30 protein-coding genes are annotated in these 21095 nt (G+C 66.1%); 19 read left to right on the top strand and 11 right to left on the bottom strand.

Features of this window, described 5'->3' with window-relative positions; translation table 11 throughout:
* Positions 1 to 17: 17 nt before the first annotated feature.
* From NZL82_RS01585 to NZL82_RS01550, 8 genes are read left to right on the top strand one after another with little or no spacing between them, the layout of a single operon-like run.
* Positions 18 to 179: a hypothetical protein gene (locus tag NZL82_RS01585; RefSeq protein ID WP_261268023.1), complete on the top strand. Its 162-nt coding sequence runs from the start codon at positions 18 to 20 to the stop codon at positions 177 to 179.
* Positions 166 to 2517, top strand: coding sequence for a tape measure protein (locus NZL82_RS01580; RefSeq protein WP_261268022.1), 2352 nt, complete (start codon positions 166 to 168; stop codon positions 2515 to 2517). The genes NZL82_RS01585 and NZL82_RS01580 overlap by 14 nt, the downstream gene beginning before the upstream one ends.
* Entirely contained in the window at positions 2517 to 3023 is a 507-nt protein-coding gene (locus NZL82_RS01575; protein ID WP_261268021.1) for a hypothetical protein, read from the top strand. Before NZL82_RS01580 ends, NZL82_RS01575 begins: the two co-directional genes overlap by 1 nt.
* Positions 3020 to 4876: a hypothetical protein gene (locus NZL82_RS01570; RefSeq protein WP_261268020.1), complete on the top strand. Its 1857-nt coding sequence runs from the start codon at positions 3020 to 3022 to the stop codon at positions 4874 to 4876. The genes NZL82_RS01575 and NZL82_RS01570 overlap by 4 nt, the downstream gene beginning before the upstream one ends.
* A complete protein-coding gene (locus NZL82_RS01565; protein WP_261268019.1) occupies positions 4873 to 5472 on the top strand; it encodes a hypothetical protein in 600 nt (199 codons plus the stop codon). The genes NZL82_RS01570 and NZL82_RS01565 overlap by 4 nt, the downstream gene beginning before the upstream one ends.
* A complete protein-coding gene (locus tag NZL82_RS01560) occupies positions 5472 to 7421 on the top strand; it encodes a hypothetical protein (protein ID WP_261268018.1) in 1950 nt (649 codons plus the stop codon). Before NZL82_RS01565 ends, NZL82_RS01560 begins: the two co-directional genes overlap by 1 nt.
* Positions 7422 to 7432: 11 nt before the next feature.
* Positions 7433 to 8011, top strand: a complete 579-nt coding sequence (locus tag NZL82_RS01555; protein WP_261268017.1) for a hypothetical protein — start codon at positions 7433 to 7435, stop codon at positions 8009 to 8011.
* A 39-nt stretch (positions 8012 to 8050) separates the two neighbouring features.
* Entirely contained in the window at positions 8051 to 8302 is a 252-nt protein-coding gene (locus NZL82_RS01550) for a hypothetical protein (protein WP_261268016.1), read from the top strand.
* Here NZL82_RS01550 and NZL82_RS01545 read toward each other — a convergent pair whose 3' ends face one another.
* Positions 8303 to 8602: a hypothetical protein gene (locus NZL82_RS01545; RefSeq protein WP_261268015.1), complete on the bottom strand. Its 300-nt coding sequence runs from the start codon at positions 8600 to 8602 to the stop codon at positions 8303 to 8305. It abuts the gene before it with no gap.
* Positions 8602 to 8883: a hypothetical protein gene (locus NZL82_RS01540; RefSeq protein WP_261268014.1), complete on the bottom strand. Its 282-nt coding sequence runs from the start codon at positions 8881 to 8883 to the stop codon at positions 8602 to 8604. The genes NZL82_RS01545 and NZL82_RS01540 overlap by 1 nt, the downstream gene beginning before the upstream one ends.
* A 56-nt stretch (positions 8884 to 8939) precedes the next feature.
* On the opposite strand from NZL82_RS01540, the gene NZL82_RS01535 reads away from it, so the two are divergent.
* The 6 genes from NZL82_RS01535 (at position 8940) to NZL82_RS01510 (ending at position 11304) form a co-directional block, all read left to right on the top strand.
* On the top strand, positions 8940 to 9152 hold the full coding sequence (locus NZL82_RS01535) for a hypothetical protein (RefSeq protein ID WP_261268013.1): 213 nt from the start codon (positions 8940 to 8942) through the stop codon (positions 9150 to 9152).
* On the top strand, positions 9152 to 9352 hold the full coding sequence (locus NZL82_RS01530; protein WP_261268012.1) for a hypothetical protein: 201 nt from the start codon (positions 9152 to 9154) through the stop codon (positions 9350 to 9352). Before NZL82_RS01535 ends, NZL82_RS01530 begins: the two co-directional genes overlap by 1 nt.
* 13 nt (positions 9353 to 9365) lie before the next feature.
* Positions 9366 to 10028: an ERF family protein gene (locus NZL82_RS01525; protein WP_261268011.1), complete on the top strand. Its 663-nt coding sequence runs from the start codon at positions 9366 to 9368 to the stop codon at positions 10026 to 10028.
* Between the two features lie 40 nt (positions 10029 to 10068).
* Positions 10069 to 10575 (top strand): TIGR02594 family protein, encoded by a 507-nt coding sequence (locus NZL82_RS01520; RefSeq protein ID WP_261268010.1) that lies wholly within the window; start codon positions 10069 to 10071, stop codon positions 10573 to 10575.
* On the top strand, positions 10572 to 10814 hold the full coding sequence (locus NZL82_RS01515) for a hypothetical protein (protein ID WP_261268009.1): 243 nt from the start codon (positions 10572 to 10574) through the stop codon (positions 10812 to 10814). Before NZL82_RS01520 ends, NZL82_RS01515 begins: the two co-directional genes overlap by 4 nt.
* A gap of 94 nt (positions 10815 to 10908) precedes the next feature.
* Positions 10909 to 11304, top strand: coding sequence for a hypothetical protein (locus tag NZL82_RS01510; RefSeq protein ID WP_261268008.1), 396 nt, complete (start codon positions 10909 to 10911; stop codon positions 11302 to 11304).
* Between the two features lie 201 nt (positions 11305 to 11505).
* On the opposite strand, the gene NZL82_RS01505 is transcribed toward NZL82_RS01510, so the two are convergent.
* From NZL82_RS01505 to NZL82_RS01490, 4 genes are all read right to left on the bottom strand, one after another.
* The gene (locus NZL82_RS01505; RefSeq protein ID WP_261268007.1) at positions 11506 to 11748 is read right to left on the bottom strand and encodes a hypothetical protein; all 243 of its coding nucleotides are present in this window, start codon (positions 11746 to 11748) and stop codon (positions 11506 to 11508) included.
* Positions 11733 to 12020 (bottom strand): hypothetical protein, encoded by a 288-nt coding sequence (locus NZL82_RS01500; protein WP_261268006.1) that lies wholly within the window; start codon positions 12018 to 12020, stop codon positions 11733 to 11735. Before NZL82_RS01500 ends, NZL82_RS01505 begins: the two co-directional genes overlap by 16 nt.
* A gap of 187 nt (positions 12021 to 12207) precedes the next feature.
* A complete protein-coding gene (locus NZL82_RS01495) occupies positions 12208 to 12753 on the bottom strand; it encodes a DUF3780 domain-containing protein (protein WP_261268005.1) in 546 nt (181 codons plus the stop codon).
* On the bottom strand, positions 12750 to 13196 hold the full coding sequence (locus tag NZL82_RS01490) for a hypothetical protein (protein WP_261268004.1): 447 nt from the start codon (positions 13194 to 13196) through the stop codon (positions 12750 to 12752). Before NZL82_RS01490 ends, NZL82_RS01495 begins: the two co-directional genes overlap by 4 nt.
* A 269-nt stretch (positions 13197 to 13465) precedes the next feature.
* Here NZL82_RS01490 and NZL82_RS01485 point away from each other — a divergent pair, with 269 nt between their 5' ends.
* From NZL82_RS01485 to NZL82_RS01465, 5 genes are all read left to right on the top strand, one after another.
* Positions 13466 to 13873 carry a hypothetical protein gene (locus NZL82_RS01485; protein WP_261268003.1) on the top strand — a complete coding sequence of 136 codons (408 nt, stop codon included), beginning with the start codon at positions 13466 to 13468 and terminating at the stop codon, positions 13871 to 13873.
* Between the two features lie 54 nt (positions 13874 to 13927).
* Complete coding sequence (locus NZL82_RS01480) at positions 13928 to 14326, top strand: hypothetical protein (protein ID WP_261268002.1); 399 nt, start codon at positions 13928 to 13930, stop codon at positions 14324 to 14326.
* Positions 14327 to 14353: 27 nt separating this feature from the next.
* Positions 14354 to 14620: a hypothetical protein gene (locus tag NZL82_RS01475; protein ID WP_261268001.1), complete on the top strand. Its 267-nt coding sequence runs from the start codon at positions 14354 to 14356 to the stop codon at positions 14618 to 14620.
* A 164-nt stretch (positions 14621 to 14784) separates the two neighbouring features.
* Positions 14785 to 15252 carry a RusA family crossover junction endodeoxyribonuclease gene (locus NZL82_RS01470; RefSeq protein ID WP_261268000.1) on the top strand — a complete coding sequence of 156 codons (468 nt, stop codon included), beginning with the start codon at positions 14785 to 14787 and terminating at the stop codon, positions 15250 to 15252.
* An 83-nt stretch (positions 15253 to 15335) separates the two neighbouring features.
* On the top strand, positions 15336 to 16580 hold the full coding sequence (locus NZL82_RS01465) for a plasmid recombination protein (RefSeq protein WP_261267999.1): 1245 nt from the start codon (positions 15336 to 15338) through the stop codon (positions 16578 to 16580).
* Between the two features lie 27 nt (positions 16581 to 16607).
* Here the strand turns inward: NZL82_RS01465 and NZL82_RS01460 are convergent, their stop codons facing one another.
* The 5 genes from NZL82_RS01460 to NZL82_RS01440 form a co-directional block, all read right to left on the bottom strand.
* Positions 16608 to 17234, bottom strand: a complete 627-nt coding sequence (locus NZL82_RS01460) for a hypothetical protein (protein WP_261267998.1) — start codon at positions 17232 to 17234, stop codon at positions 16608 to 16610.
* A gap of 35 nt (positions 17235 to 17269) precedes the next feature.
* Positions 17270 to 17896 carry a MucR family transcriptional regulator gene (locus NZL82_RS01455; RefSeq protein WP_261267997.1) on the bottom strand — a complete coding sequence of 209 codons (627 nt, stop codon included), beginning with the start codon at positions 17894 to 17896 and terminating at the stop codon, positions 17270 to 17272.
* A gap of 70 nt (positions 17897 to 17966) precedes the next feature.
* A complete protein-coding gene (locus NZL82_RS01450; RefSeq protein WP_261267996.1) occupies positions 17967 to 18548 on the bottom strand; it encodes a hypothetical protein in 582 nt (193 codons plus the stop codon).
* A 105-nt stretch (positions 18549 to 18653) separates the two neighbouring features.
* Positions 18654 to 19910, bottom strand: a complete 1257-nt coding sequence (locus NZL82_RS01445) for a DNA cytosine methyltransferase (protein ID WP_261267995.1) — start codon at positions 19908 to 19910, stop codon at positions 18654 to 18656.
* Positions 19907 to 21061 carry a hypothetical protein gene (locus NZL82_RS01440; RefSeq protein WP_261267994.1) on the bottom strand — a complete coding sequence of 385 codons (1155 nt, stop codon included), beginning with the start codon at positions 21059 to 21061 and terminating at the stop codon, positions 19907 to 19909. The genes NZL82_RS01445 and NZL82_RS01440 overlap by 4 nt, the downstream gene beginning before the upstream one ends.
* Positions 21062 to 21095: the final 34 nt, after the last annotated feature.

Genomic DNA, 21095 nt, shown 5'->3' with positions numbered 1-21095 from the left:
CGCCGGATCCCATGCGCATGAGCTTCGCCGAGATCTGGACGCATTGGCGTGTCCTTCGCGGCATGCAGGCGCGTGAAACCATCCGCGACGTGCAGACGATGACGATGGGCAGCCGGGGCAAGCCCGAAGCGGTGAAGCGCTACATCAACGAACTCGGAGGGGGCAATGGCGCAGGCTAGAGACGCACGCGGCCGGTACATCTCCGGCACCGGCAGCAATCCGGGCATCGCCGTTGCGATCCGCGCGGTCGGTCTCACGCAGACGATCGCCTCGTTCAAGGCCATGCAGGCGCAGGCGCGGCTGACGTTCGCGCATATGGTTAAGTCGTCACAGCAGGCCCGTGCATCGCTTGAGGCGATGGCGAAGCCGGTGACGGTCTCGATCCGTGGATTGCAGAACATCGCCAGGGTGACCGCTCTTGTCGGCACCTTGGCTGCGGCCGTTGCCGGTCTCGAGATCCAGAAGGAGTTCGATGCCGGGAACGCGGTGACCGGCTTCAAGGCGGGTATCGAGGTCGCGATCGATCGTACTGGTGAACTGCAGCAGAAGCTGGCGGACGCCCGGGCGGAGTTCGATCGAACGCCGATCTCCCAGTCCGGTCCCGTCCTTCAGCAGATCCGCTCCCTCGAGGCCGAAATCTCGGCTTCGCGCAATGTCAGCGTGGGCGTCGAGGATCAGTGGAAGCGCATCATCGGTGTAGCCAACGAACTCGGCCAGGAGGTCGAGAAGGTCGCGCCGGGGTTCGTCCAGCTCGCGAACGCCACCAAGGGCACGAGCCTCGCCGGCAAGCAGACGGACATGATCTTTCGCGGGCTGCTCCAGACCAGCCGCGCGATGAGCCTGTCTGCCGACGAGACGTCACGTGCCGGCATCGCGATCGCGCAGGTCGCCAGCAAGCAGAAATGGTCGGCAGAAGAGGCTCAGCAGCTGGCCGAGGCGGGCATTCCGGCGAACAAGATCCTGCAGCAGGAACTGGGCGTCACCGCTCAGCAGTTCGTGAAGATGCAGGCGGACGGCATCAGCGCCGAGGTGGCGTTGACGGCGCTCGCGCGCGGGATGAGCAAGAACTTCGGCGGCAAGGCGGCGGAACTGGCCAACGGTCCTGCAGCGTCGGTGGCGCGCCTGAAGAACAGCATCTTCCTCGCCCGCGCCGAGGTTTCGAATGCGGGGTTGGCCAAGGGCCTGGGCGTAATCGCCACCAGTGCGCAGCAGCTGGTCGATCGGCTCGCATCGACGGGCAAGCTGACGCAGTTCGGTGCCGCGATCGGCCGCGGTCTCGAGGGTGTGCCGGCGATGCTTCAGCGGCTCGCCGCGCAGTACGAGCTCGTACGCTTCTATGCTCGCCAATGGATCGATCAGATGCGGATCGCTCTCGGCCTGGACATGACCGGGTGGGCCGATCGGTCCGCCGCCGGTTTCGCCTGGCTGAGGCAGACGCTGTTCCAACTCGCGTTCGACATTCCCGGCGTCATCTACGCCATGCGTCAGGCGTTCGCCGGCAACGACGGCAACGTCGCCGATCGGTACAAGTGGGTGCTGCCGCTGCGCGACTTCATCCAGAACGAACTCATGCCGATCCTGCAGAGGATTCCGGGCATCCTTGCGGAGTGGTGGCCTGCGATCAAGGCCGCAGCTGACATCATGATCTCGGCGATCACGACCATCCACCAGGCGTTCTTCGGCCTGTTCGGCGAAGAGGCCGGTCGCAAGATCCTGGCGTTCATGGTCATCGCCAAGGTGACCGGCGCGTTCTCCGCCTTCGCCGCGACGATCAGCACCGTGTCGACCATCGTGCGCGGGGCGATGACGGCGTTCACGCTGCTCAGCAGCCCGGTCGGCTGGATCGTGCTGGCAATCGCCGCGCTCGTGGCCGGTTTCATCTACGCCTACACCCACTTCGAGACGTTCCGGAAGGCAGTCGACACCGTCGTCGCCGCCGTCTGGGCCGTGATCAAGTGGTTCTTCGGCGCGGTATGGGACAAGGTCAAAGGCACCTTCGATGGCGTGAAGCAGATCTGGGAAGGCATCACCGAGATCCTGACCAACCCCTTCCAGGCCGCCAAGAAGATCATCGACGGGATCATGAAGGTGATCACCGGCGGCTACGGCTTCGGTGACCTGATCAAGGGCGGCAAGATCATCCTGAGCAAGGTCAGCTCGGTCTTCGGCTTCGCCAGCGGCGGATATGTCCGTGGTCCCGGCACCGGCACGTCCGACAGCATCCCCGCCATGCTGTCGAACCGCGAAGGCGTGATCAACGCGGCTGCGACCCGCCACTACGGCGGCGAGCGCTTCATCGACAGCCTGAACAACCAGACCTTCAGCCCCTTCGCCGCGCCGGCGGACGTGATCGAGGTATCATCCGGCGGCACGGGTCGCCCGATGAGCTTCGTCATGCCGGGCGTCGGCGTCGCCAGCGGCCGCGTCGACGACGACTTCGCGGACGGCATGAAGCGGGTGTTCGATCGCGCCACCGCCGGACGTGCCCGGCAGGCAAAGCCGAGGGGGCATAGGTGATGGATCTGTCGCGCGTCGTCCCAAGCATCAACGGGCGGATCATCTCGCTGGCGGCACATCGCGGCGTGACGATGCGCTACGGTTCGATCGCGGACGTTCCGGCAGCGCGGCGAGATGTGAACTGGACGCTGCGCGCCTCGTCCCGCAGCCGGCTGCCGTCGCGTATGTTCTCGGTAAAGCTGTCCGGCAGCTATATGGTCGCGCCGCTTGCCTTGGTGCGAAACGACATCATCACGCTCGACTGCACGCTGCCGCTCCCTGAGGACGGCTATATTCCCGAGCAGGACCTTCGTCGGCCGATCGCGGTCGGCAGCAGTGTCGTTTACAAGGACGAGTTCGATCGCGAGATCGTCGATCCCGCTGCATGGCCAACGGCCTACAAGACGTACTGGTGCCCGCGCCTAATCATGATGGTGCTGGATTTCGACTACGGCGGAAACACGCTCGCAGCAGAATCCGACTGGGCGTACGACCTCGAAGAGGTTGCACCGGAGGCGACACCATGAGCGGCGAGCCCGTCCAGCTGGGCCGTATTTGGTCCCGCCTGTGCGACGAGAACCGCAACTGGTCGGCCGAGGCGGACCGCGTCGTCGATCTGCCGACCTATGACGTGACCATCTCCGAGGACGAGGGTGAGTTCCCCGTCATGGAGATCGCGTTCGAGAACAAGGGTGTCGGCATCGACACGCTGGTCGGCGGTCGTCCTCGCATTCTGGTGTCGGTCGATCGACTCGACGCCGACCTGAAGCGCGTCGACACCGTTCTGCTGTTTGACGGCACGCTCGATGATGCCGGTGACGTGGAAATGGGCGGCGCGGACGTGACCCTGCGCTACGAAGCGCGGCGGGACGACTGGCAGACGCTGCGCGACGCCGTGCTCGCCACAATCGGCCTGCCGTTCGCGGACCCGTGCGCAGGTGATATCTCCGATCCGGTCGAGCGGCTGGATGCCATTCCGTCGCTGGTGTGCTGGTCGAGAACCACGCGCCGACCGGTCCTGTCCTCGGCGATCGTCGGCGGTGGCGGTACGCACCATGACATCGGTGCCCGCCATGTGCAGGGCGCGTGTCGCGTCCGCCGCAACGGCAAGCCCCTCGGCCGCGTCGATGTGGTGCTGTCGGCCGAATGGACCGAGCGGCGCATCGCCGAGTTCGAGGTCCGCAAGATGATCGAGGCGGCGGCCGGCGGCGAGCTGTCCACGCTGGCGCCCGAGGATCTGGCGAAGGACTGGGCGAAGCCGGGCAGCGACTTCAGCGGCGGCTACATCGTGTCCGACGGCGATCTCGAGGTGCTTGATCCGCCCCAGGGCTCGACCGAGGTCGTCGAGTTCGCGCAGGCGGCAGCGGCCGCTCGCACGTTCCGGCCAGGTGCGACGCAGCCTCAGGCCGTGCGGCTTCGCCGGTACTGGCTCAAGCCGGTCCTGTCCCTCGGTGCGACAAGCGAGACGAAGCGGCGCGAGGAGGTGCGGTTCAGCGTGTACAACGCAGGGCAGGGCGCATCGACCGACAGCGAGACGATCGAGATCAAGCTGGACCGGCTGCAGCTCGACGTGGCCGTGCCCGACTGGCAGCCGAACATCCACTACGCCCAAGGGGCGATCGTGCGGTTCGCCGGCTTCATCTGGCGCTCGCTCAAGGCGCACGACGCGACCGAGTCGCTCTGGATCGACCGCGTCTATGAGGACGATCTCGGTCGCAGGGTGTACCGCTGGGAGCTTGTGATCGCCGACGGTTCGCCGCTCGGCTCACCGATGGCCGCGTCGTTCTTCAACACCGTGCGCGGCTGGCTGTCGATCGATCACGCTGCGGCCGCTGCGGCTCAGCGGCTCGCCTACAGTCAACGCAACTGGGAAGTGGAGATCGAGGTCGAGCCGCTGGACGTGCTGGGCATCTCGACGCGCGACACCATGCGGGTCGTCGCCCCCGGCATCATCCCCGGCGAAGGCTCGGAAGCGATCGGCAAGGTCAAGAGCTACAAGCTGCACCTGAGCGCCTCCGAGGCGACGCTCAGCGTCACGCTCGGCGTAAGCAGCGGTTCCGGGCGGGCTGGCGGCACCGGCGGGCGCGTCGTGGCGTGGGGGCCGAACTGGTCGCGCGTCGCGTACGCCGCTCCGGCCTATGTCGCACCGTACGCTCCGCAGATGGGCATCGCCAAGGTGACCGTCACCAACGACGCACCTGCGCAGATCGCACACCTCCAGCAGGCGGCGGCGAACGGGCGTGATCTCGGAGATGCGCTTGACGAGGTGCCGACCTCGATCCGCGTGACCGTGCTGCCGACCGGCGGCGGAGAGACCGTCATGCCTATCATGATCGCCGTCTCGCCCTACCAGGGCTTCCGCGGGATCTCGACCAGATGATCGACGACGCAATCCGTCAGTTCCAGGAACCGCCGCGCCAGGCGGGTGCGCAGGTGCCGACGCCCGCACCGTCGCGCGCCGCGTCGTCCGTCGCCACCATGGGCCGGGACGCACCCGCACCCGAGGGCAGGCAGCGGATCGAGGCGCGGCTGCTGACCACGTCAGGATCTGCGCACACCGAGACCGGCAATGTCTGGCACCATACGCCGCAGCTCGAGATGGAGATCGGCACCTTCAACGAGCAGGCGTACGTCATCAACGCCGGCGGTTCGATCGTCGTGGATCCCAAGATCGCGAACGTCTGGAACATCAGCCTGGCGGGGACGGCGACGATCTCGTTCGCCCCGCCGGCGGTGATCCCCAGGGGTCAGATCGATGCGGGCCGCGATCGCAACCGCGTCTCCGGCATCGTGCTGCGCGTCATCCGCAACGGCAACGATTACGCCTTCTCCGGTGTCGAGGTGCCGCTCGGTACCAAGGACCGCACGCGGGCCGACGCCAACCGCGACAAGTGGGTAGCCGACTGGTGGGGCGGTCCGGATCTCGGCAGCAACTGGGAACTGCAGCTGGTCGCGTCCGGCTACGAGGCCGGCTGATGCTCTGGCGCAAGCTGCTGATGGCCGGCGTCTCCGCTCCGGCCGTGTCGACGCACTGGATCATACCCGGCGGTCGCATCCTGACGCTGAAGGACGGCACGCTGATCACGGTCGATCCGGCTGCCGGCTGGCCGCAGTGGAGCGATGCCGGCGATCCGTTCCGCGATGCGGAAGGGCGCTACGGCACGTACGAGCAGCTCAACCATGGCGGCGGCGTCGGCGAGGCGCGTACGATCCGGCTGCGCGACAAGGGCAGTGACCGGCAGGCTCCGCGCTCGCTCGGTCCTTACCGGGGTTGGGCTTCCGAGAACGTCGCGATCGGCATGTCCTCGACCGGCATCGGCGACTCCGGCAACCCCTTCGGCTATTCGCGCCCCAGCTGGTCGCTGTCCGGCCGGAACGGCAGCACTGACACCGGCGCGACGGCGGATTGGCCGTGGGAGTTGCAGAGCAACGGCACCAGCAGCGGGCAGAGCACGAAGCCCGACCACATCATCGTCATCCAGAGCAGCTACATCCCCAACATGGCGTACGGCGAGGGGGTCTGCGTCGCGCGCGACCTGGGCGTCGTTCTGCGCCTCGCCGCGACCGCGATCACCGGGGACAAGTCCACCGATCCGAGCGGTCGGCCATGGCTCGGCTGGACCGTGGACGCCGCCGGCACCGTGCGCCGCATCGCCGACCTGACCCCGGCCCAGGCCCGGCAGCTCGGACGCGACAACGGCTTCGTGCCGCCGAGCGATGCCGTGATCGAGGAGCGCGACCAGTCGTACGGCTGGGAATTCCTGCGACCGATCTCGCCGGTCGGCCTCGACGCCGTGCTGGCGACCGGCTGCCTGCGATATGAGGAGAGCTACGTCCGTCGCGCCACGACCGATGAGCGGACGTACTACACCGTCGGTCGCCCCGGTTACGGCACGAACCATATGGCCGCACCGCTCGAGGGCACGCTGAACTGGTACCATGCCGCGAACATGCCGCCGATCACGGTCACGGAACGACGCGCCACCTATCTGTTCGTCACGGTCCTGCTCCGCGCGGGCGGCATCGCGCAGGTCGGCGTGACCGGCAGCTCGGTCGCACGGTCCACGCGGGTCGATGCCGCAGCCAGTCCCAGCACCGGCGAGCCGCTGTCGTTCGACGTCTATCGCCGCCGCGACGGATCGTACGACATCGTGTGGGAGGGGCACCCGCAGTATCGGCAGTTCCGATATCGCGGCGGCACGTTCCCCACCGAGTTCGTCTACAGCCCCAACGGCTGGCGCACCGCCATCATCTGGCCGGCGTACAGCGCCAGCGGCAGCGTGAACGACGAGGTGTTGGTCGATCACTACATGCCCGTCTGGTTCTATTCGGACAGTCCGACCCTGGGATCGATGCCGCCGCCGAAACCCGACGACTGGGACGAAAAGGAGCAGGGGCCATGGGTCGAGCCGCCGTACGACGTCGACGAGCGTCTCGCCTGGCGGGGCATGCGCTTCTGGTGGCCGAACGAACGCGAGTGGCACTGGCAGGATCGTCAGAACGACACCTACGCGGACTCCGGCCGTCTCGGTTACGTCCGTAAGGTGAACCCGCTCTACCCGAGGGGGCCGTACGCCCGCGACGGCGTCGGTCAGTGGTACGGTCGCGGCGACTTCGTCGTGGCCCGCCATCAGGACGGCACGCTGTCCGCGCACGAGGCCGGCCGCATCGTGCCGGGGATCCAGTCCGGTCCCGGTGGTGCGCTCGATCCGCATGCCGAGCGGGACGGTCGCAATCCCGTCATGCGTCTGCTGCGCTGGCCGGGGCGACCGAACGCGTTGCGCATGCTGCAGGACGGATCATGGGCCTATGCCGCCAACGGCCGCGTATGGTCGGCGATAGGCAGCCTGGGGCCGGCGCAGGGTACGATCTCCGTGGCGGCGACCCTGACAGAACCGGACGGCGCGAAGGCGCGGGAAGCATGACCGGGGGTAGCATGAGCGGCATGACCGCTCCCGCCGACCATGCCTTCTCGAAGCACGACGTCGAACGACTCGTTCGTCAGCTCGTGCCCCCGATCGCCAGCGAGACCGCGAAGGCCGTCGCCACCGAAACGGCCAAGGCGGTCGTCGCCGAGGTGACGCGGACGCTATCGACCGAGATCTCGCGTGGCTTCGCCGAGGCCATGACGACCCAGTTCAGGGTGCTCGGCATCGAGACCGGCAGCGCCGAGGCGATCGCCAGGCAGCACCGGCGTAACCAGTTCACCGACGACTGCATCGCCAATCAGGATCTTCACCACCGGCGCATGACCGTCCTCGACGAGATGGTGCGCGACTTCGATCCCGACGACCGCACCTGGGTGCGTGAGCAGCGTCGGCGGCAGGAGCGCGACGGCAACACCCTGCGCGAGACGGTCATCCGCTGGATCGTCCCGATCGTCCTCGGCGCGCTTCTAGCCGCAGGCGGATTCCGGCTTATCGAAGGGAAGACCAGCGTACCGGCGCCGGTCGTCGCGCCGGCGGTCATCGAGCATCGCCCGGCCGAAGCGACGACGCATACGCCGACCCAGTGACCGGCTTGCCTCGATTGCGATAGCCGCTACTCCTGTCGCATGGCGGACGGAAAGCGATCATTGTTGGCGGGACCGGCGGCGCTCGTCGCCGGCTATCTGATGTGCAAGGGCGTGGGTGCCGTGCTGCCGACGCGCTGGATCACCGACTACGACGGCAGCTTCACCGGTCTCGGTGCGACGCTGTACTGGATCGTCTTCATCGGAACCGTCGGCATCGTGCTTCACGCCTTCGGCTACACCGGCCGCGACACGCCCGAGCAGGCGAAGCGTCGCGACGATCCCTGGTACTGATCACGGATCACGCTTGCGGAGCCGGAGGGTGTTTTTCGTGATGCGCTTCACCACCACCGCGTCCATCGGATCACCCTTGCGCCGCGCCTGATGCGCGAGCGTCATCTTCCTGTTCCACTCGGCGTCAGCAGCCTTCTGCTTCTCGGTCTTCGGCAGTTTACGGCTCTTCGGCACCTTGGCGCTCGGCCGGTCTTCGCTCTTCGCGTCCACCGACATAGCCGCAGGCTTGGAGCGGCCACTGATGAAGCCGACCGCCGCCCGGATGATCGACGACCCGCCGTTGTAGCCGCCCTTGCCCATCAGGTCCGGGCTTCCAGTTTCACGTCGACGTCAAGCTCTTCGTCTTCCTCATCGAATCCTTCAGGCAGTTCCCGCAGCGCTTCCCAGCCGTAGGTCGTCCCCAGATCGTCCTTGTCGCCGTCCTCCCACACCTTCACCAGTCCGATGTAGAGGCCGTCGTCGTAACCAACCAACGCGTCGCGCACCTTGCACCGGGCCGCGTCTTCACGACTGCCGGTCATGATCCTCGTCGTCGACGACTCGCCTTCGTCGTCGATGATCTGCGCTACAAATGTCGGCATCCCGGTCTCCTTCCCACCGATCCTGCCTTCGCACGGGAAGGGGCGCAACGGTCATAATGGTCGCCATGCAGCCGATCGATCACGTGGTTCTCGAGAACCAGCTCCGCCAGGAACACGAAGCGCGCAATGCGCCCGTCAGCCTCAACCGCCACGAACGTCGTGCCGTCGCCGTGATGGAACGCCGCGAAGCCGCGATGCGCGCCGTCGAGCAGCGCGTCGCGCCGACGTTCTACGGGACCGCTGGCCACGTCGGTATCATCACCGGCTGATGAGCTGCATCGCGCGCCTGAAGATCGCGCTCGCCGAGGACGACCTCGAGCAGGCGCGCATCCGCACCAACGAGGCCGAACGCGCGGTCCATGCCGCCGAAGACGCGCTCGCCCGGGCGCGCGCCAACCGCGATCACGTCCGCACCGCCGAACGGCTGCGGCTGTCCGACCTGCACCGTCTGAAACGCGACAACGCCTGAGGAGGCGACCTTCATGACCACCGGCATCGGCGTATACGCCGCCATCTCCGCCTGCACCGCCGATCTCCTGGGCGGCGTCGCCAAGGACCGTCGCAACAGCGGGCAGGGCTTCAACTTTCGCGGGATCGACCAGTTCATGAACGCCGTCGCGCCGGTCATCGCGCGCAACGGTCTCGTCGTGCTGCCGCGCGTCATGTCGAAGAGGCAGGACGAACGCCAGACCACGAAGGGCGGCGTCATGTTCTACACCCACCTGCACGTCGAGTTCGACTTCGTGGCCGTGTGCGACGGCTCGACGCACACCGTCGCGACGGAGGGCGAGGCGATGGACAGCGCCGACAAGTCGACCAACAAGGCAATGTCGGCCGCGCTGAAGTATGCGCTGATGCAGGCGTTCATGATTCCGACCGAGGATATGCAGGACGCGGACGCGCACTCGCCCGAGGACGTCCGGCCGCGCCCCAAGCCGATCGACCTGTCCGGCGTGACGAACCCTTGGGAACCGACGAAGGACGCGTTGAAGGCGAAGCTGTTGGCGGCGACCAATACCGGCGCCATCGACGATCTGCGCGCCTCGGACGAGTGGACCGGGTTCGTGAAGGGCGTTGGCGTCCCGAGCGGCTGGCCCGAGTCTCTGATTGATCTCGCACGAAAGAGGTGGCGGGAGGTCGCCTGACCTGCCGCATGGGAAGGTCGTCGCGGCTCACACTGTGGCCATGACGACCGATCCCACCTGGCTCGCCGCCGCCCGCGCGCATCTCGGTACCCGTGAGTTTCCCGGACCGACGAACAACAACCGGCTTCTGGCGCTGCTCAACACCGCCGCCCGCTTCAACGGGTTCACCTGGACGTCAGACGCCGTGCCTTGGTGCGGCGGGTTCGTCGCGGCCTGCATGGTCGCGGCCGGGATCGAGCCGCCGAAGATCGCCGCTCGCGCCAAGACGTGGGCCACTTGGGGCGCGAACCTCCGCACGACGCACCTCGCTCCCGGCGCCGTCCTGGTCTTCGGCCGCGAAGGCGGGGGCCATGTGGCGTTCTATCTGGGCGAAGACGCGACCGCCTACCACGTGCTCGGCGGCAATCAGCAGGATGCCGTGACCGTCACCCGGATCGCGAAGTCGCGCCTCATCGCCGCCCGCTGGCCGCGTGGCGTTCCCGTGGTCGGCGGGCCCGTCCGCATGACGAACATCGCCGGGATGCCACTGTCGAGGAACGAGGCATGAAGCCGTCGGTCCAGCCCGTCGTCGCCTACCTGTCGACGCTCGCCGCCATCGTCGTCCTGACGATCACCGCGGCCGTCGTGTGCGTCCTGGTGCCGGCGGAGAGCCTGACCAAGGTCGAGGTCGCGCTGGGCTTCGTCGGTGCTGCCGTGACCGGCCTGATCGGCGTCATCGGCACCTTCCGCCCGAAGGCGAGCGGTCCGTCCGAGGTGTCGGCCGCGCCTCCGGGGGAGGGCGAGTGACGATGATGGCCCTGATCTTCATCGCCGGCGTCGAGGCCGGCGTCATCGGCATGGCGCTGCTCGGCCTGTCCATGATCCGCAAGGGAGACTGACGATGCTGACCGCATTCACCTGGGCGCGCGCGATCGCCGCCATCCGTCGCTGGGGCATCCCCGCGATCGTCGCCGCACTGGTCGGCATCGCGGTCTGGTTCGCGTTCCAGTCGCAGCGGATCGCGTCCGAGCGGGACGCCATGGCGAAGCAGGTCGCGATCTCGCGTCACGCCGAACGGGACGCGCTCCGCCGTGAGGTCGCCGCCCGCGACGCCAGGCGTGCCGCCGACACCGCCGCCGAAGCGGCAATCACCCGCGCGACCGTCCTCGAGATGGCCGTCTCGCAGCAGAAGGGAATGATCGATGCGCTCGAACAACGCTATGGTGCGACTGCTGTCAGCGATCTCACTCGCGAGCATCTCCGCCGCCTGCGCGCCGCGCAGCGCCCCGCCGGCTAGCGTCGGCATCATCGTCCCGCCCACGCTCCTGCACTGCAAGGGTGAGCCGGCCGTGCCGAACCCTGATACGGCGACCGACGTTGATCTCGCGCGATGGCAGCTGGATCTGATCGCCGCCGGATGCGACTGTCGCGATAAGCTGGCCGCGATCTGGGCGCTGCAGGTGGGGTCGAAGCCGCCGGCATCGACCTGCACGGTCCGCTAGCCGCGCCGCCCCAGACTGCCGCCGTCAGCGACGATCGCGAACGCCTGCTCGGCCTCGGCCAGCGTCGTGAAGGTGAGGGGACCCGCCGACCCGACGCGGACCTGCCAGAAGGGTGCGCCGTTGTAGGAGGACCGGCCTGCGAGCAGTCGGACGGCCGTCGCGCCACCCTCGCGGTTCGCGCGCTGGTGGATCCGCAACTCGCGCGGCTTCGCGATGCGCGCCATCAGATCGGCATCCATTCGGCGTGCGGCCAGTCCGCCGCCAGCCTAAGCATCTCGAGCGGCCGGTTGACGCGACCCCATGCGATCGCCTTGCGGATTCCGTCCTCGAGCTGCGCAGGCACGGTGCCTTCGACCGGGGTGCCGATCATCCAGTCGTCCATCATGCGTACGCTTTTAATGGTGTCGTAGGCATACACGGTGCGGACGATGGCGACCGGGACAATGGTGCCGAGCCGGCGGTTCGCGTCGGCGATGCGCTCGGCGACCTCATCGGACATGGACGTGCTCATGCCCCATAGCTCCCGTCGATCCGCGCCCACAGCTCGGTTGCGAGCTGGCGATCCTCCTCGGTCGAGGTTTCCGACCGCGGCAGCCGGCCGTCGATGCGCATCCACAGCTCCTCAGCGTCGCGGGCACGGGTGCAGGGGGCAGGGCGGCGGCGCACCGAGTACGGGCGGTACGTCTTGGATCCGTGCATCACTTGCCTCCTGTCCTGTCGAGCAATTCGAGTTGCGTGCCGACAGCCGGTTCCTTCGACAGCGACGCGATCAGCGCGAACTTGATCGCCTTGCGCCAGCCATAGGCCGGACGGGATAGGTCGCGGTCACGAGCGGCGTACTGGTAGAGGCAGCGGACCTCGCACGGCATGTAGGTGCGCAGCGAATCGAAGGCCTCACGCGCCTGATCCGGCGTGGCGTCATCGATGGCCCAGGCGAGCAGACACGCCTCGGTGCCGAGCAGCCGCTCGACGGGAACGTCGCCGATGATGAGCTTGCCGCGAGGAAAGCCGGCATCCTTCAGGCGACCATTGAGGTGAATCTGCAGGGCGGGTGCGACAGCGGACCACGTCGTCCTCGGCACGATGGCGCGGACGACTGGTTCGTAGATACCCGATGGCCAGCCGTTGCGGCCGTAATCCTCGAGAAGAGTGACGGCAGCATCACGCTGACGCGGGGTGCGGATGAGCCAGCGATGTGCTCCGTCCCAAGTCGGCGCCCCGAAGCCGATGGTTGCGGCGCTCACGACCGCACCTCCGCCCAGTACGTTCGCGCGGCCTTCGTGCCGCCCCGGGCCAGATTCGGAAAGCCGCCGCGGCGACGGTCATAGCGCAGCTGGTTCGCCGTCCACGGCAGGACCGTGACGACGGAACGGGCGTCGTGATCATAGACGAACGGGATCTCGGCATCACCGATCCACGCCAGCCAGAGCGAGGTGCGACGGCCGCGACGATCGTCCGAGGCATGGCCGATCAGCATCAGACCCGGCTGGACAACGACCCCGGTTTCGATCCGCTTGCCGAGGTTCAGCAGGTGCGCGGTGTCGACCACGACGCCGAAGCGCTCGTGAACACGGGCGGCTGCATGCGAGCGCCGCGCCCACTGACGCACCTCGTCGCGGTGTTCGTTGACGAAGGCGATGTGCGCCGTCCCAATCCCCGCTTCCCTGTCCATCTCCGCGTAGCTCACCCGCTGCGCTGCCGTCCTCGGCGTTCCCATGGCCTGTCTCCCGCACGGTCCTCATTACCGCTGCACGAATCATGGGGTCATCTTATGGTCCTTGTCCATACCCTCTCCGAACAGGACCCTGATATTCACGTACCCAGCCACTCATCTAGGAGGTGAAGGTATCCAGAAAAGCGCATGACGTGCACGAGGGGGGTATGGACAGGTCTATATCATCAGGTTCATTGTCCTCCTACGCCCAGCGCTGTGCTGGACCACGAGGGATGACGACGATGACCGACAAGATGAATGCGCAGGCCGAACTGGACGTGACCATGCTGACGCGGCGCGCCCGCATCGAGCAGACGCGCGGCGGATCCGTCGAACGGCTGCTGGGCAGCACCGATCAAGACGTGTTGGCGCTGATGCCGCTGGACGCCCGCACACCGGACGAGGTCGAGGGATCGATCTACGCCAGCATCGCGAGCGGCGAGGTGTCCGCCCGCATGGGCATGCACCGGATGGACGCCGCCTGCGTCGTCCACACCGACTATGCGTGGCACTGGATCGTCCACGCCGAATGCGCGGAGTACGGCATGACGCCGGCCCGCATCGCCATGGCCGAGGTCATGGACCTGGTACGCCACGACTGGCGCGACGTCCTGCCCGAACGCGACGCTCTCGACACCGCTGTCGCCTGACCGGTCCCGGAAAACCGAAACAACCTACCGACCACCATCACGACGGGGAACACCATGAACACCGCACATCACCACGACGCCGCGCAGTACGCCGCCCTCGATTCCGAGGCCGATGCCCTGCTCGCGTCCGAAATCCTCGAGCACGAGATCGCGACCATGGTCGGCGATGCCGCCGGCGACGTCTGCGGCGACCTGGTCGACGACCTGGACGGCGCGCGCACCGAGCGGGAGCGCGACGCGCTCGAGACGCTGCTCTCCACCGCTCACTCTTGGCTGGACGCGCACTTCCGCGATCACCTGACCGGCAGCACGACGCCGTCGCCCGCCGCCGCCGAGGCCGATCGCCTCTGGGCCGTTGTCACCGCCGAGCGCGCCACCCCCGGCTACGACAAGCGTCCGACGCTGCTCGAGATCGAAGCCGACGAGGCCTTCCTCGCCGACATCGCGTACTGATTCATACGCGCCACGACGGAGGCCAACATGCCCAACTATAAACTGATGGACTCTGCCGCGTCGCCAACGATTAACTGGAGGCACGCGGCACAGCTAGTAGGCGTCGAGCCAGAGGGGATGATCGAGCTGATGAACATCGCCCTGTCGATGACCGCACCTTTCGAGATCGATGTTAACGCCGCGTGCGCTTACCACACCGACCTGGGCATCGGTCCGACCTTCACGCAGGGTCAGCTTGAAAGGTTCTGTCGTGATTACGACCTCACCCAGAGACACCCGTTTCCGGCGGTATAGAATGAACAGGTTACGTTCTGCGGGCGTGGGAGAGAACTGCCTTCTATAGGGCAGGTCTGTGCATAGGCACCGGGGCCAAGCGTGGTCGGAGAAGGGGCCGGTGGAGCGATCCGCCGGCCCTTCTCTTTGCCCGCCGCCTGGGAAGGTGAACGACCGCGACAATCGTGGCCGTGGTCTATCTCGACGCCATCGCCATCGGTCATCCCCGTGCTCAGCCGCGCCCCCGCGTCGTCGGTCGCGCGGTCCTGACCGACAGCGCCGCATCGGCCGCATGGAAGGCGACAATCGTCGCCGCGATCGTCGACGCCGGTTGGACGCCGCCGCCGGCGGACGCACCGCTGGAGTTGGTCGTCGAACTGGCGATGCCGACGGCGCAGGCGAAGCGAGAGGGCATGCCCGCGATCGGCCGTCCGGATCTCGACAATCTGATCAAGGCCGTCGCCGATGCGCTGATGGAACCGGGCGGGCGGGACTTCGCGAAGGCGGTCGCCGGACTGGGGACGAAGGCACGGAACTATGGCGGCGTGATCGCCGATGACGCTCAGATCGTTTCGGTGCAGGGCACGAAGCGATGGTCGCCACGGCCGGGCGGTGTGCGGATCCTGCTGCGGGATGCGACCGCCGGCGGGTAACATCTCTAGTAAGTGAGGGATATTACTCTGCCCATGCCGAGGGGGTGATTCACATCCACCCTTCGGCATGGGACAATCATGCCATGACCGATCAGCCCTACACCATCATGCGGACGCACCGCATCACGTCATGGTCGCACGCGTACTGGGTCGGCCAGCACAACAGTCGCGACATGGACACGCCCAACGCGGACCCGAGCGCGATGCCGCCACGTCACCTCATCGGCACCGGCGACGCCCGTGCCGATCTGCAGGCGGCACACGAGCGGTTCAAGCCGAAGATGACCGCCGATGCGGTTCTCGGGCTGGAATTCATCTTCACGGCAAGCCCGCAGTTCTTCGATCGCCTCTCCCCGTCCAGCCGGGTCAGCGTGGCGTACCAGATGGCCAACCTTGCGCGCGAGTATCTCGAGGAGCGGTATCCGCACGAGGGTCAGATCACGTCACTGGTCATGCATCTGGACGAACGCGTCTTCCATGGTCACGCCGTCGTCATGCCCGTCCACCTGCGCGTCGACGGTCGGACCGGCGAGCGCGAATACTACCGGGACGACGAGGGCAAGCGGCGTTGGCGCGTGAAGCGTCCGGAGAGCCGTGAACCGGAATGGATGCTGTCCGCCGACCGCGACATGGGTGGCAAGGCGCAGCTGTCGATCCATCAGGATCAGTGGGCGAAGATGGTCGAGCATCTCGGTCTGCGGCGCGGTCGTCATCGCAGCGGCGCAGTGCACAAGACCAACAAGGAGCACGCCGCCGATCTCGACGCGGCTATCGCCGCCGCCGGCGTCGAGCGCGACGAGCTGGTGCGCGAGCGCAGCGCGGTGGCCGTGGAGGCGACCCGTCAGCGCGACGATGCCGCCGCACTCGCCGAGAAGCGGACTGCGCTCGACGCCGAGCGGTCGGCCCATGCCAAGGCGGTCGCGGCCGAGCGTACCGCTCTGGCGGCGCTGCGTGCCGCGATCGACGCCGATCGCGCGAAGTTGGACGAACGCGCCGAGAAGGCGAGGGAGTGGCTGCTGCGGGCGCGTCAGCGGGCGAAGGAGTTGAACGGCCTCGAGCTTCAGGAGCGCGCCATCGCCAAGCGCGAAGCACGCGTCGAGGAGGACCGGGCCAAGCTGGACGAACGCGCGACCGTCATCGCGGATCTCGCGGATGCGGCTCGGCTGGCGCTGGCGCACATCGACACCGCCTGGCTGCCGGCCGACCTCCGTCCGCGCATATACGCGGTGGCCACCGACTTCGGCCTCGCGCTGCACGAGGCGGCGCGCGTCGATCCGAACGCGCGCCTCGTGTCTCGCACGCCGATCAGCGCCAGCCGGCCGGTCTGATCGTGGTGCCGCCGCCCGGAGGGGAGGTCAGGCGGCGGCACCTCCCCGGTACAGCGCGCGCTGGAGGGCGAGCGCGCGCTGTTCAGGGATCCATGAATTCCGTAGAGTGTTGCCGAAGTCGGCAATGTCGTCCGATCGGACTGTGATCGCGACGGGCTCCTGCACGATCTCGTCGTCGTACCGGGCGAGCATCAGCATCTCGACGATCCAGTGATCCGTGTCGGCCGGGTCGAACTGGTCGAGTAGATCTCGGGACTGACGGCGGACCGACATCACGGACACGTCCAGCTCCTCGAGCCAGCACTCGTTGGCGACGGTCTCTGCCTTGTCTCGGAGACGACGATGCTCGGCGGCGAGGATCTCGTGCTTGGTGGCGAAGTCCAGAGCACCCTGCACGAACGCGCGGATCGCGGCGTTGTGATCACCGATCATCCTGCCGTACTCGACGTCGATCTGCACCCGCATGGCCTGGACGACGCCGAGGGCCTGCACGCTCATCTCGGCCCAGACCGTCCGCACCGGCCATCCGTCGACCGCGCGCGATATCCGGATCTCGCCGTGATCGACGAGCAGGCCACCCAGCCCGGCCTCCGCCAGTTCCGCGCCGACCGCGCGGCTGACCAGCACCATGGCGTCCAATATGCTGATCTTCATTTCATCGCTCCAGCCGTTTGCCGGAGCCGTCCCACCTATCCCGTCTTGCCCAGTTCACCGTCGCCGTCCCGGTCGTCGGTGACTTCAGCTCGACGCCGGCCGAAGTCGGCGCTCACCGGTTCGTATTTTTTTTGGTCGCCGTCGCCAGGCGTCACGCCCTTGATGCGTTGCTGGTCGGCCCGTTGGCGGTCGCGGTGCGCCTGCGTCGTCGCCGGATAGTCCTCGGCCAAGCCGTGGCGATCGAGATACTCGCCCCAGGTCATCTTGTTGTGCGACGTCAGCAGGTGCGACTTCATCAGCTTGACCGGCTTCCCGCATTCCAGGCACTCGATGGCGTCGGTGTGCACGGTCCCGGCCACCTTGTCCTCGACGGAGACCTCCGGCGCGGCCAGCGGGTGCAGGGGTGGCGGATAGATCTTCGGCTCGACATAGGCCGGAGCGGCCGGCGCTTCGGCCGCGGCGGCGTCCGATGCGGCCTGATCGAGCAGGTCCATTGCAGGCAGCTCGTCGACCCAGGCCGTATAGGTGCCGGACTGCATCCGCATGATGGACCGATGCCACTTGTGCAGCAGACGCATGACCTCGGCGGTCGGTACGGCTGTCGTTTCCATGTGGCCGGCGAGCAGTGCCGTCGCGATCTTCAGGCTGTCGTCTATGCGCATCGGTCCCCCTCGTGTTCTGCGTGGTCGTAGCGTGGTCCCGCCCCGGCTGTCGAGCCGGGGCGCGTGGCGGTCACTTGGCGCGCTGGCCCGGGTACAGGCTATCGTAGCGGGCGATGATCGCCTGGGGCGACGTATCGATGTTGCTGCCCGGTGCGGTCATGTCCAGCATGCGCCGGATCGCGCGGCCCTCGATCGAAAGCGTGGCATCGCGGACCGGGCCGTGATGGCACTTCAGGATGCGTTCCTGTTCCATCCAGTGCACGTACGATTCCATGTACGACCAGACGCCGCCGAAGCCGAGATCCACGAACGCGTCTGTGTCGTTGCGGTGGATCTCGTTGTTCATCAGACCCAGCACGAGACGCATCTGCTCGACCTGATCGGTCCGCCGCTCGCAGTCGCAGAGGCGCAACCGGAACTGGGCGAACAGGTCGCGCATCGTGTCGTACTCGGTGCCGTCCGGCGCGACGAACAGCCATGTCCGCTTGCCCGCCTGGCGGACGCGGAAGTAGTCCTGGGTCGAGAGATTGTCGAAGCCCCAGACCCTGCCGTCCATCGGCCATCGCCAGCTCCAGCCGGACATCTCGTATCCGGCGCCATCCGCATGGCCGAGCGGTACGCGCCATCTCACCGTGTGGTCGATATCACCCATTTCATTCCTCCAGTTGCTAACCGAAGGTGGCGACATCACTTCGTCCAGTTGGCACTCGTTGCGAGACAACGGGGAGCGTGTAGAATATACGCTCCCACGCGCTCTTCACTCTGCAGCTATAGCCGTAGTTCCTTCCGCTTCAACGGGCGTATCCAGCGTAAAGTACGCTTCAGCAATGCTCGTCGCCAACGTTGCAGCTAGCACCGGCGGAACGGCGTTGCCCACCTGAGTAAATTGCCGCGCGGTCGGTCCCAAGAAAATGTAATTATCGGGGAAGGTTTGCAAGCGCGCGCACTCTCTAACGCTTAGAGTACGCGGAATTTCTGGATGAAGATGCGACCTACCTCCTCCATTTGTGCCACCCGCGATGACTGTTTTCGAGGGAAGCGTTGGGTCTAGTCGATCAACCCGGCCAAGCTGATCTCGCTGACCGTATCGAAGTCGCATGTATCGTTCGATGGATCCTGCCTTGTGGGTCCTCGTTTCGTGGTTCGGCAGACCGTTAGGAATGTCTTTTAGGACGCTGGCGGCACCGACATGCGCACGCTTTGCAGGCACAACAAATTGTCCATTGGTCCGGGATCCAACGACGAAAAGGCGTTCGCGAAACTGGGGGACGCCATGATCGGCGGCGTCGTAAACAGTCGGCTCGTTGACGACATAGCCATTGTCGGTGAGCAGTTCGATCGCTGCCGATAGCTGCTCGCCCCCGTCCAGGTCGCGGAGCCCGGGGACGTTCTCAACGACGAAGACCTTGGGTTGGAAGCGAATGATCAACTTCACATAGTCGAACAGCAGATTGCCATTCTTCTCATGCGCAAAGCCGACGCGCTTGAAATTCTCCCCCGAGCGCGAAAAGCGCTGATTGGCCGCGATGCTGAAGGGCTGGCAAGGAGGGCCGCCGACAAAGACACCATCGAATGGTGCCTGAATTAGCGGTGCTAAGGCCGCTTCGACTTCATCATACTTGGAGACGTCGCCATTACCGTACGGGGGGCCGAACACCTTCCAGTTTGGTCGGTTCTTGCGTAACGTCTTACAGAAGATCTCATTGTATTCGAACGCAGCAACGTGTTCGAATCCAAGCTGTTCGAAACCGAGATCCATTCCGCCGCAGCCGGTAAAAAAGCTGACGATCGGAACGCCCGTGACTTTGGCACTGAAATCCTTTAGGGTAAGCGGGGCAGGTCCCGTCCACTGCTTTTCGTGCGAACGTTCGTAGACGAGGTCGTCGTACTGCTTGCCTGCCTTGGCCAACGCCGCAGCGAGATCGTCACCGTTGGACATGGCTTTCGTCACCAGCTTCTTCTGGACCGAGTAGGTGTTGTCCGGCGAGATCGGCGGTGCCGATTGAGGCGTCATGCTACTTTCCTGTCATTCTTGGCGGCATCGTAGACCGCCCTTGCTTCGTTCGCGTCTTCGAAATCCTTCCGCCCGGCCGCCTTCAGCCACTTGGCGTAGTAGCGATGCACCGCACGGTGGCACGTCGGACAGACTGCGACGAGATCACCGAGCGACGTACCTTTGCCGCTCGATCTCGTACCGGAACAGAGAGGCAACACGTGATGAATGTCAAGCACCCGATCGGCCCACGGGTACTCGGCCGCGGTGTCCCGTTCGCAGAAGTCACAAGCGGTCGTGGGCTGTGCCGCGAAGAAGGCGCCTCGGACTGCGGTGTTTCGCTCAAGTACGATATGTGTCCGTTCTACGCGGGTTCCCTCAGCGAAACCTGCCTCGACGATTTCATCCAGCACCGTTTTGGAGAAATTGAAGTCAAGATCGGCGACCGCCCCCTCATACAGGTTGGCCAGACGCATAATCTCGAGTTCGCTGCTAGCCTCCTGCTTCCCACGCACCGATGACAGGCCCTCGAACACGTCACGCGCATCCTCGGCGTCAAGGGATACGGTCACATCAGTCGAGGTGGCGCTCAGATACGAAATCTGGCTGATAATCTGAATGCTCTCGCGCGCTTGACGATGATCGGCCGAATGGGACCATGACTTGCCGGCCAGCGTAAGGAACGCGGTCTGATCCTCATCGCCCGTAAATCCGCTTTTGGAGTATGCCCCGACAATCTCCGGATAGGTTACCACCGGTGCGCCGATTGCGGCCCGAGCGAGCAGAAATTTGATCGAGAAGAGCAGGGGAAAGCGCGGGTTCGCTGTCGGATGCCATTCCTGGAACGACGGGTGCGGATCAGTGAACGCCTGCGCTAAGAAATGGAAATAGTCATCCGAGGTGACTGAACCGTCGGTCGCCAGCAGGTGAGCGACCTTCGTCGGTTTGGCTATACCCTGAATGCTGGCCACGAGCATCGCTGTCCTAAATACCCGGCTGTAGTTGCGCCAAGGCAGGTACGCGTCGCTGACCGGTCTGAACGGCAGACCGGTCGCTTCGATCAACGGCTCATGATCGGTGGATTGTAGGTCGTGTGTGACAGCGAACTTGGCGATTTTCCGGATTTCGTCGAACTGGAAATACTCGATTCGACCCTGATCAAAACGCCACATCGCCATCTCCCTCGCGGCGCGGATACATAGCGCG

Origin of the sequence: Sphingomonas sp. LC-1 (assembly GCF_025371035.1) — a bacterium.
Lineage (GTDB): Bacteria > Pseudomonadota > Alphaproteobacteria > Sphingomonadales > Sphingomonadaceae > Sphingomonas > Sphingomonas sanguinis_E.
Note: the sequence above shows the minus strand (reverse complement) of the source record. Positions and strands in the feature narration are given on the sequence as shown.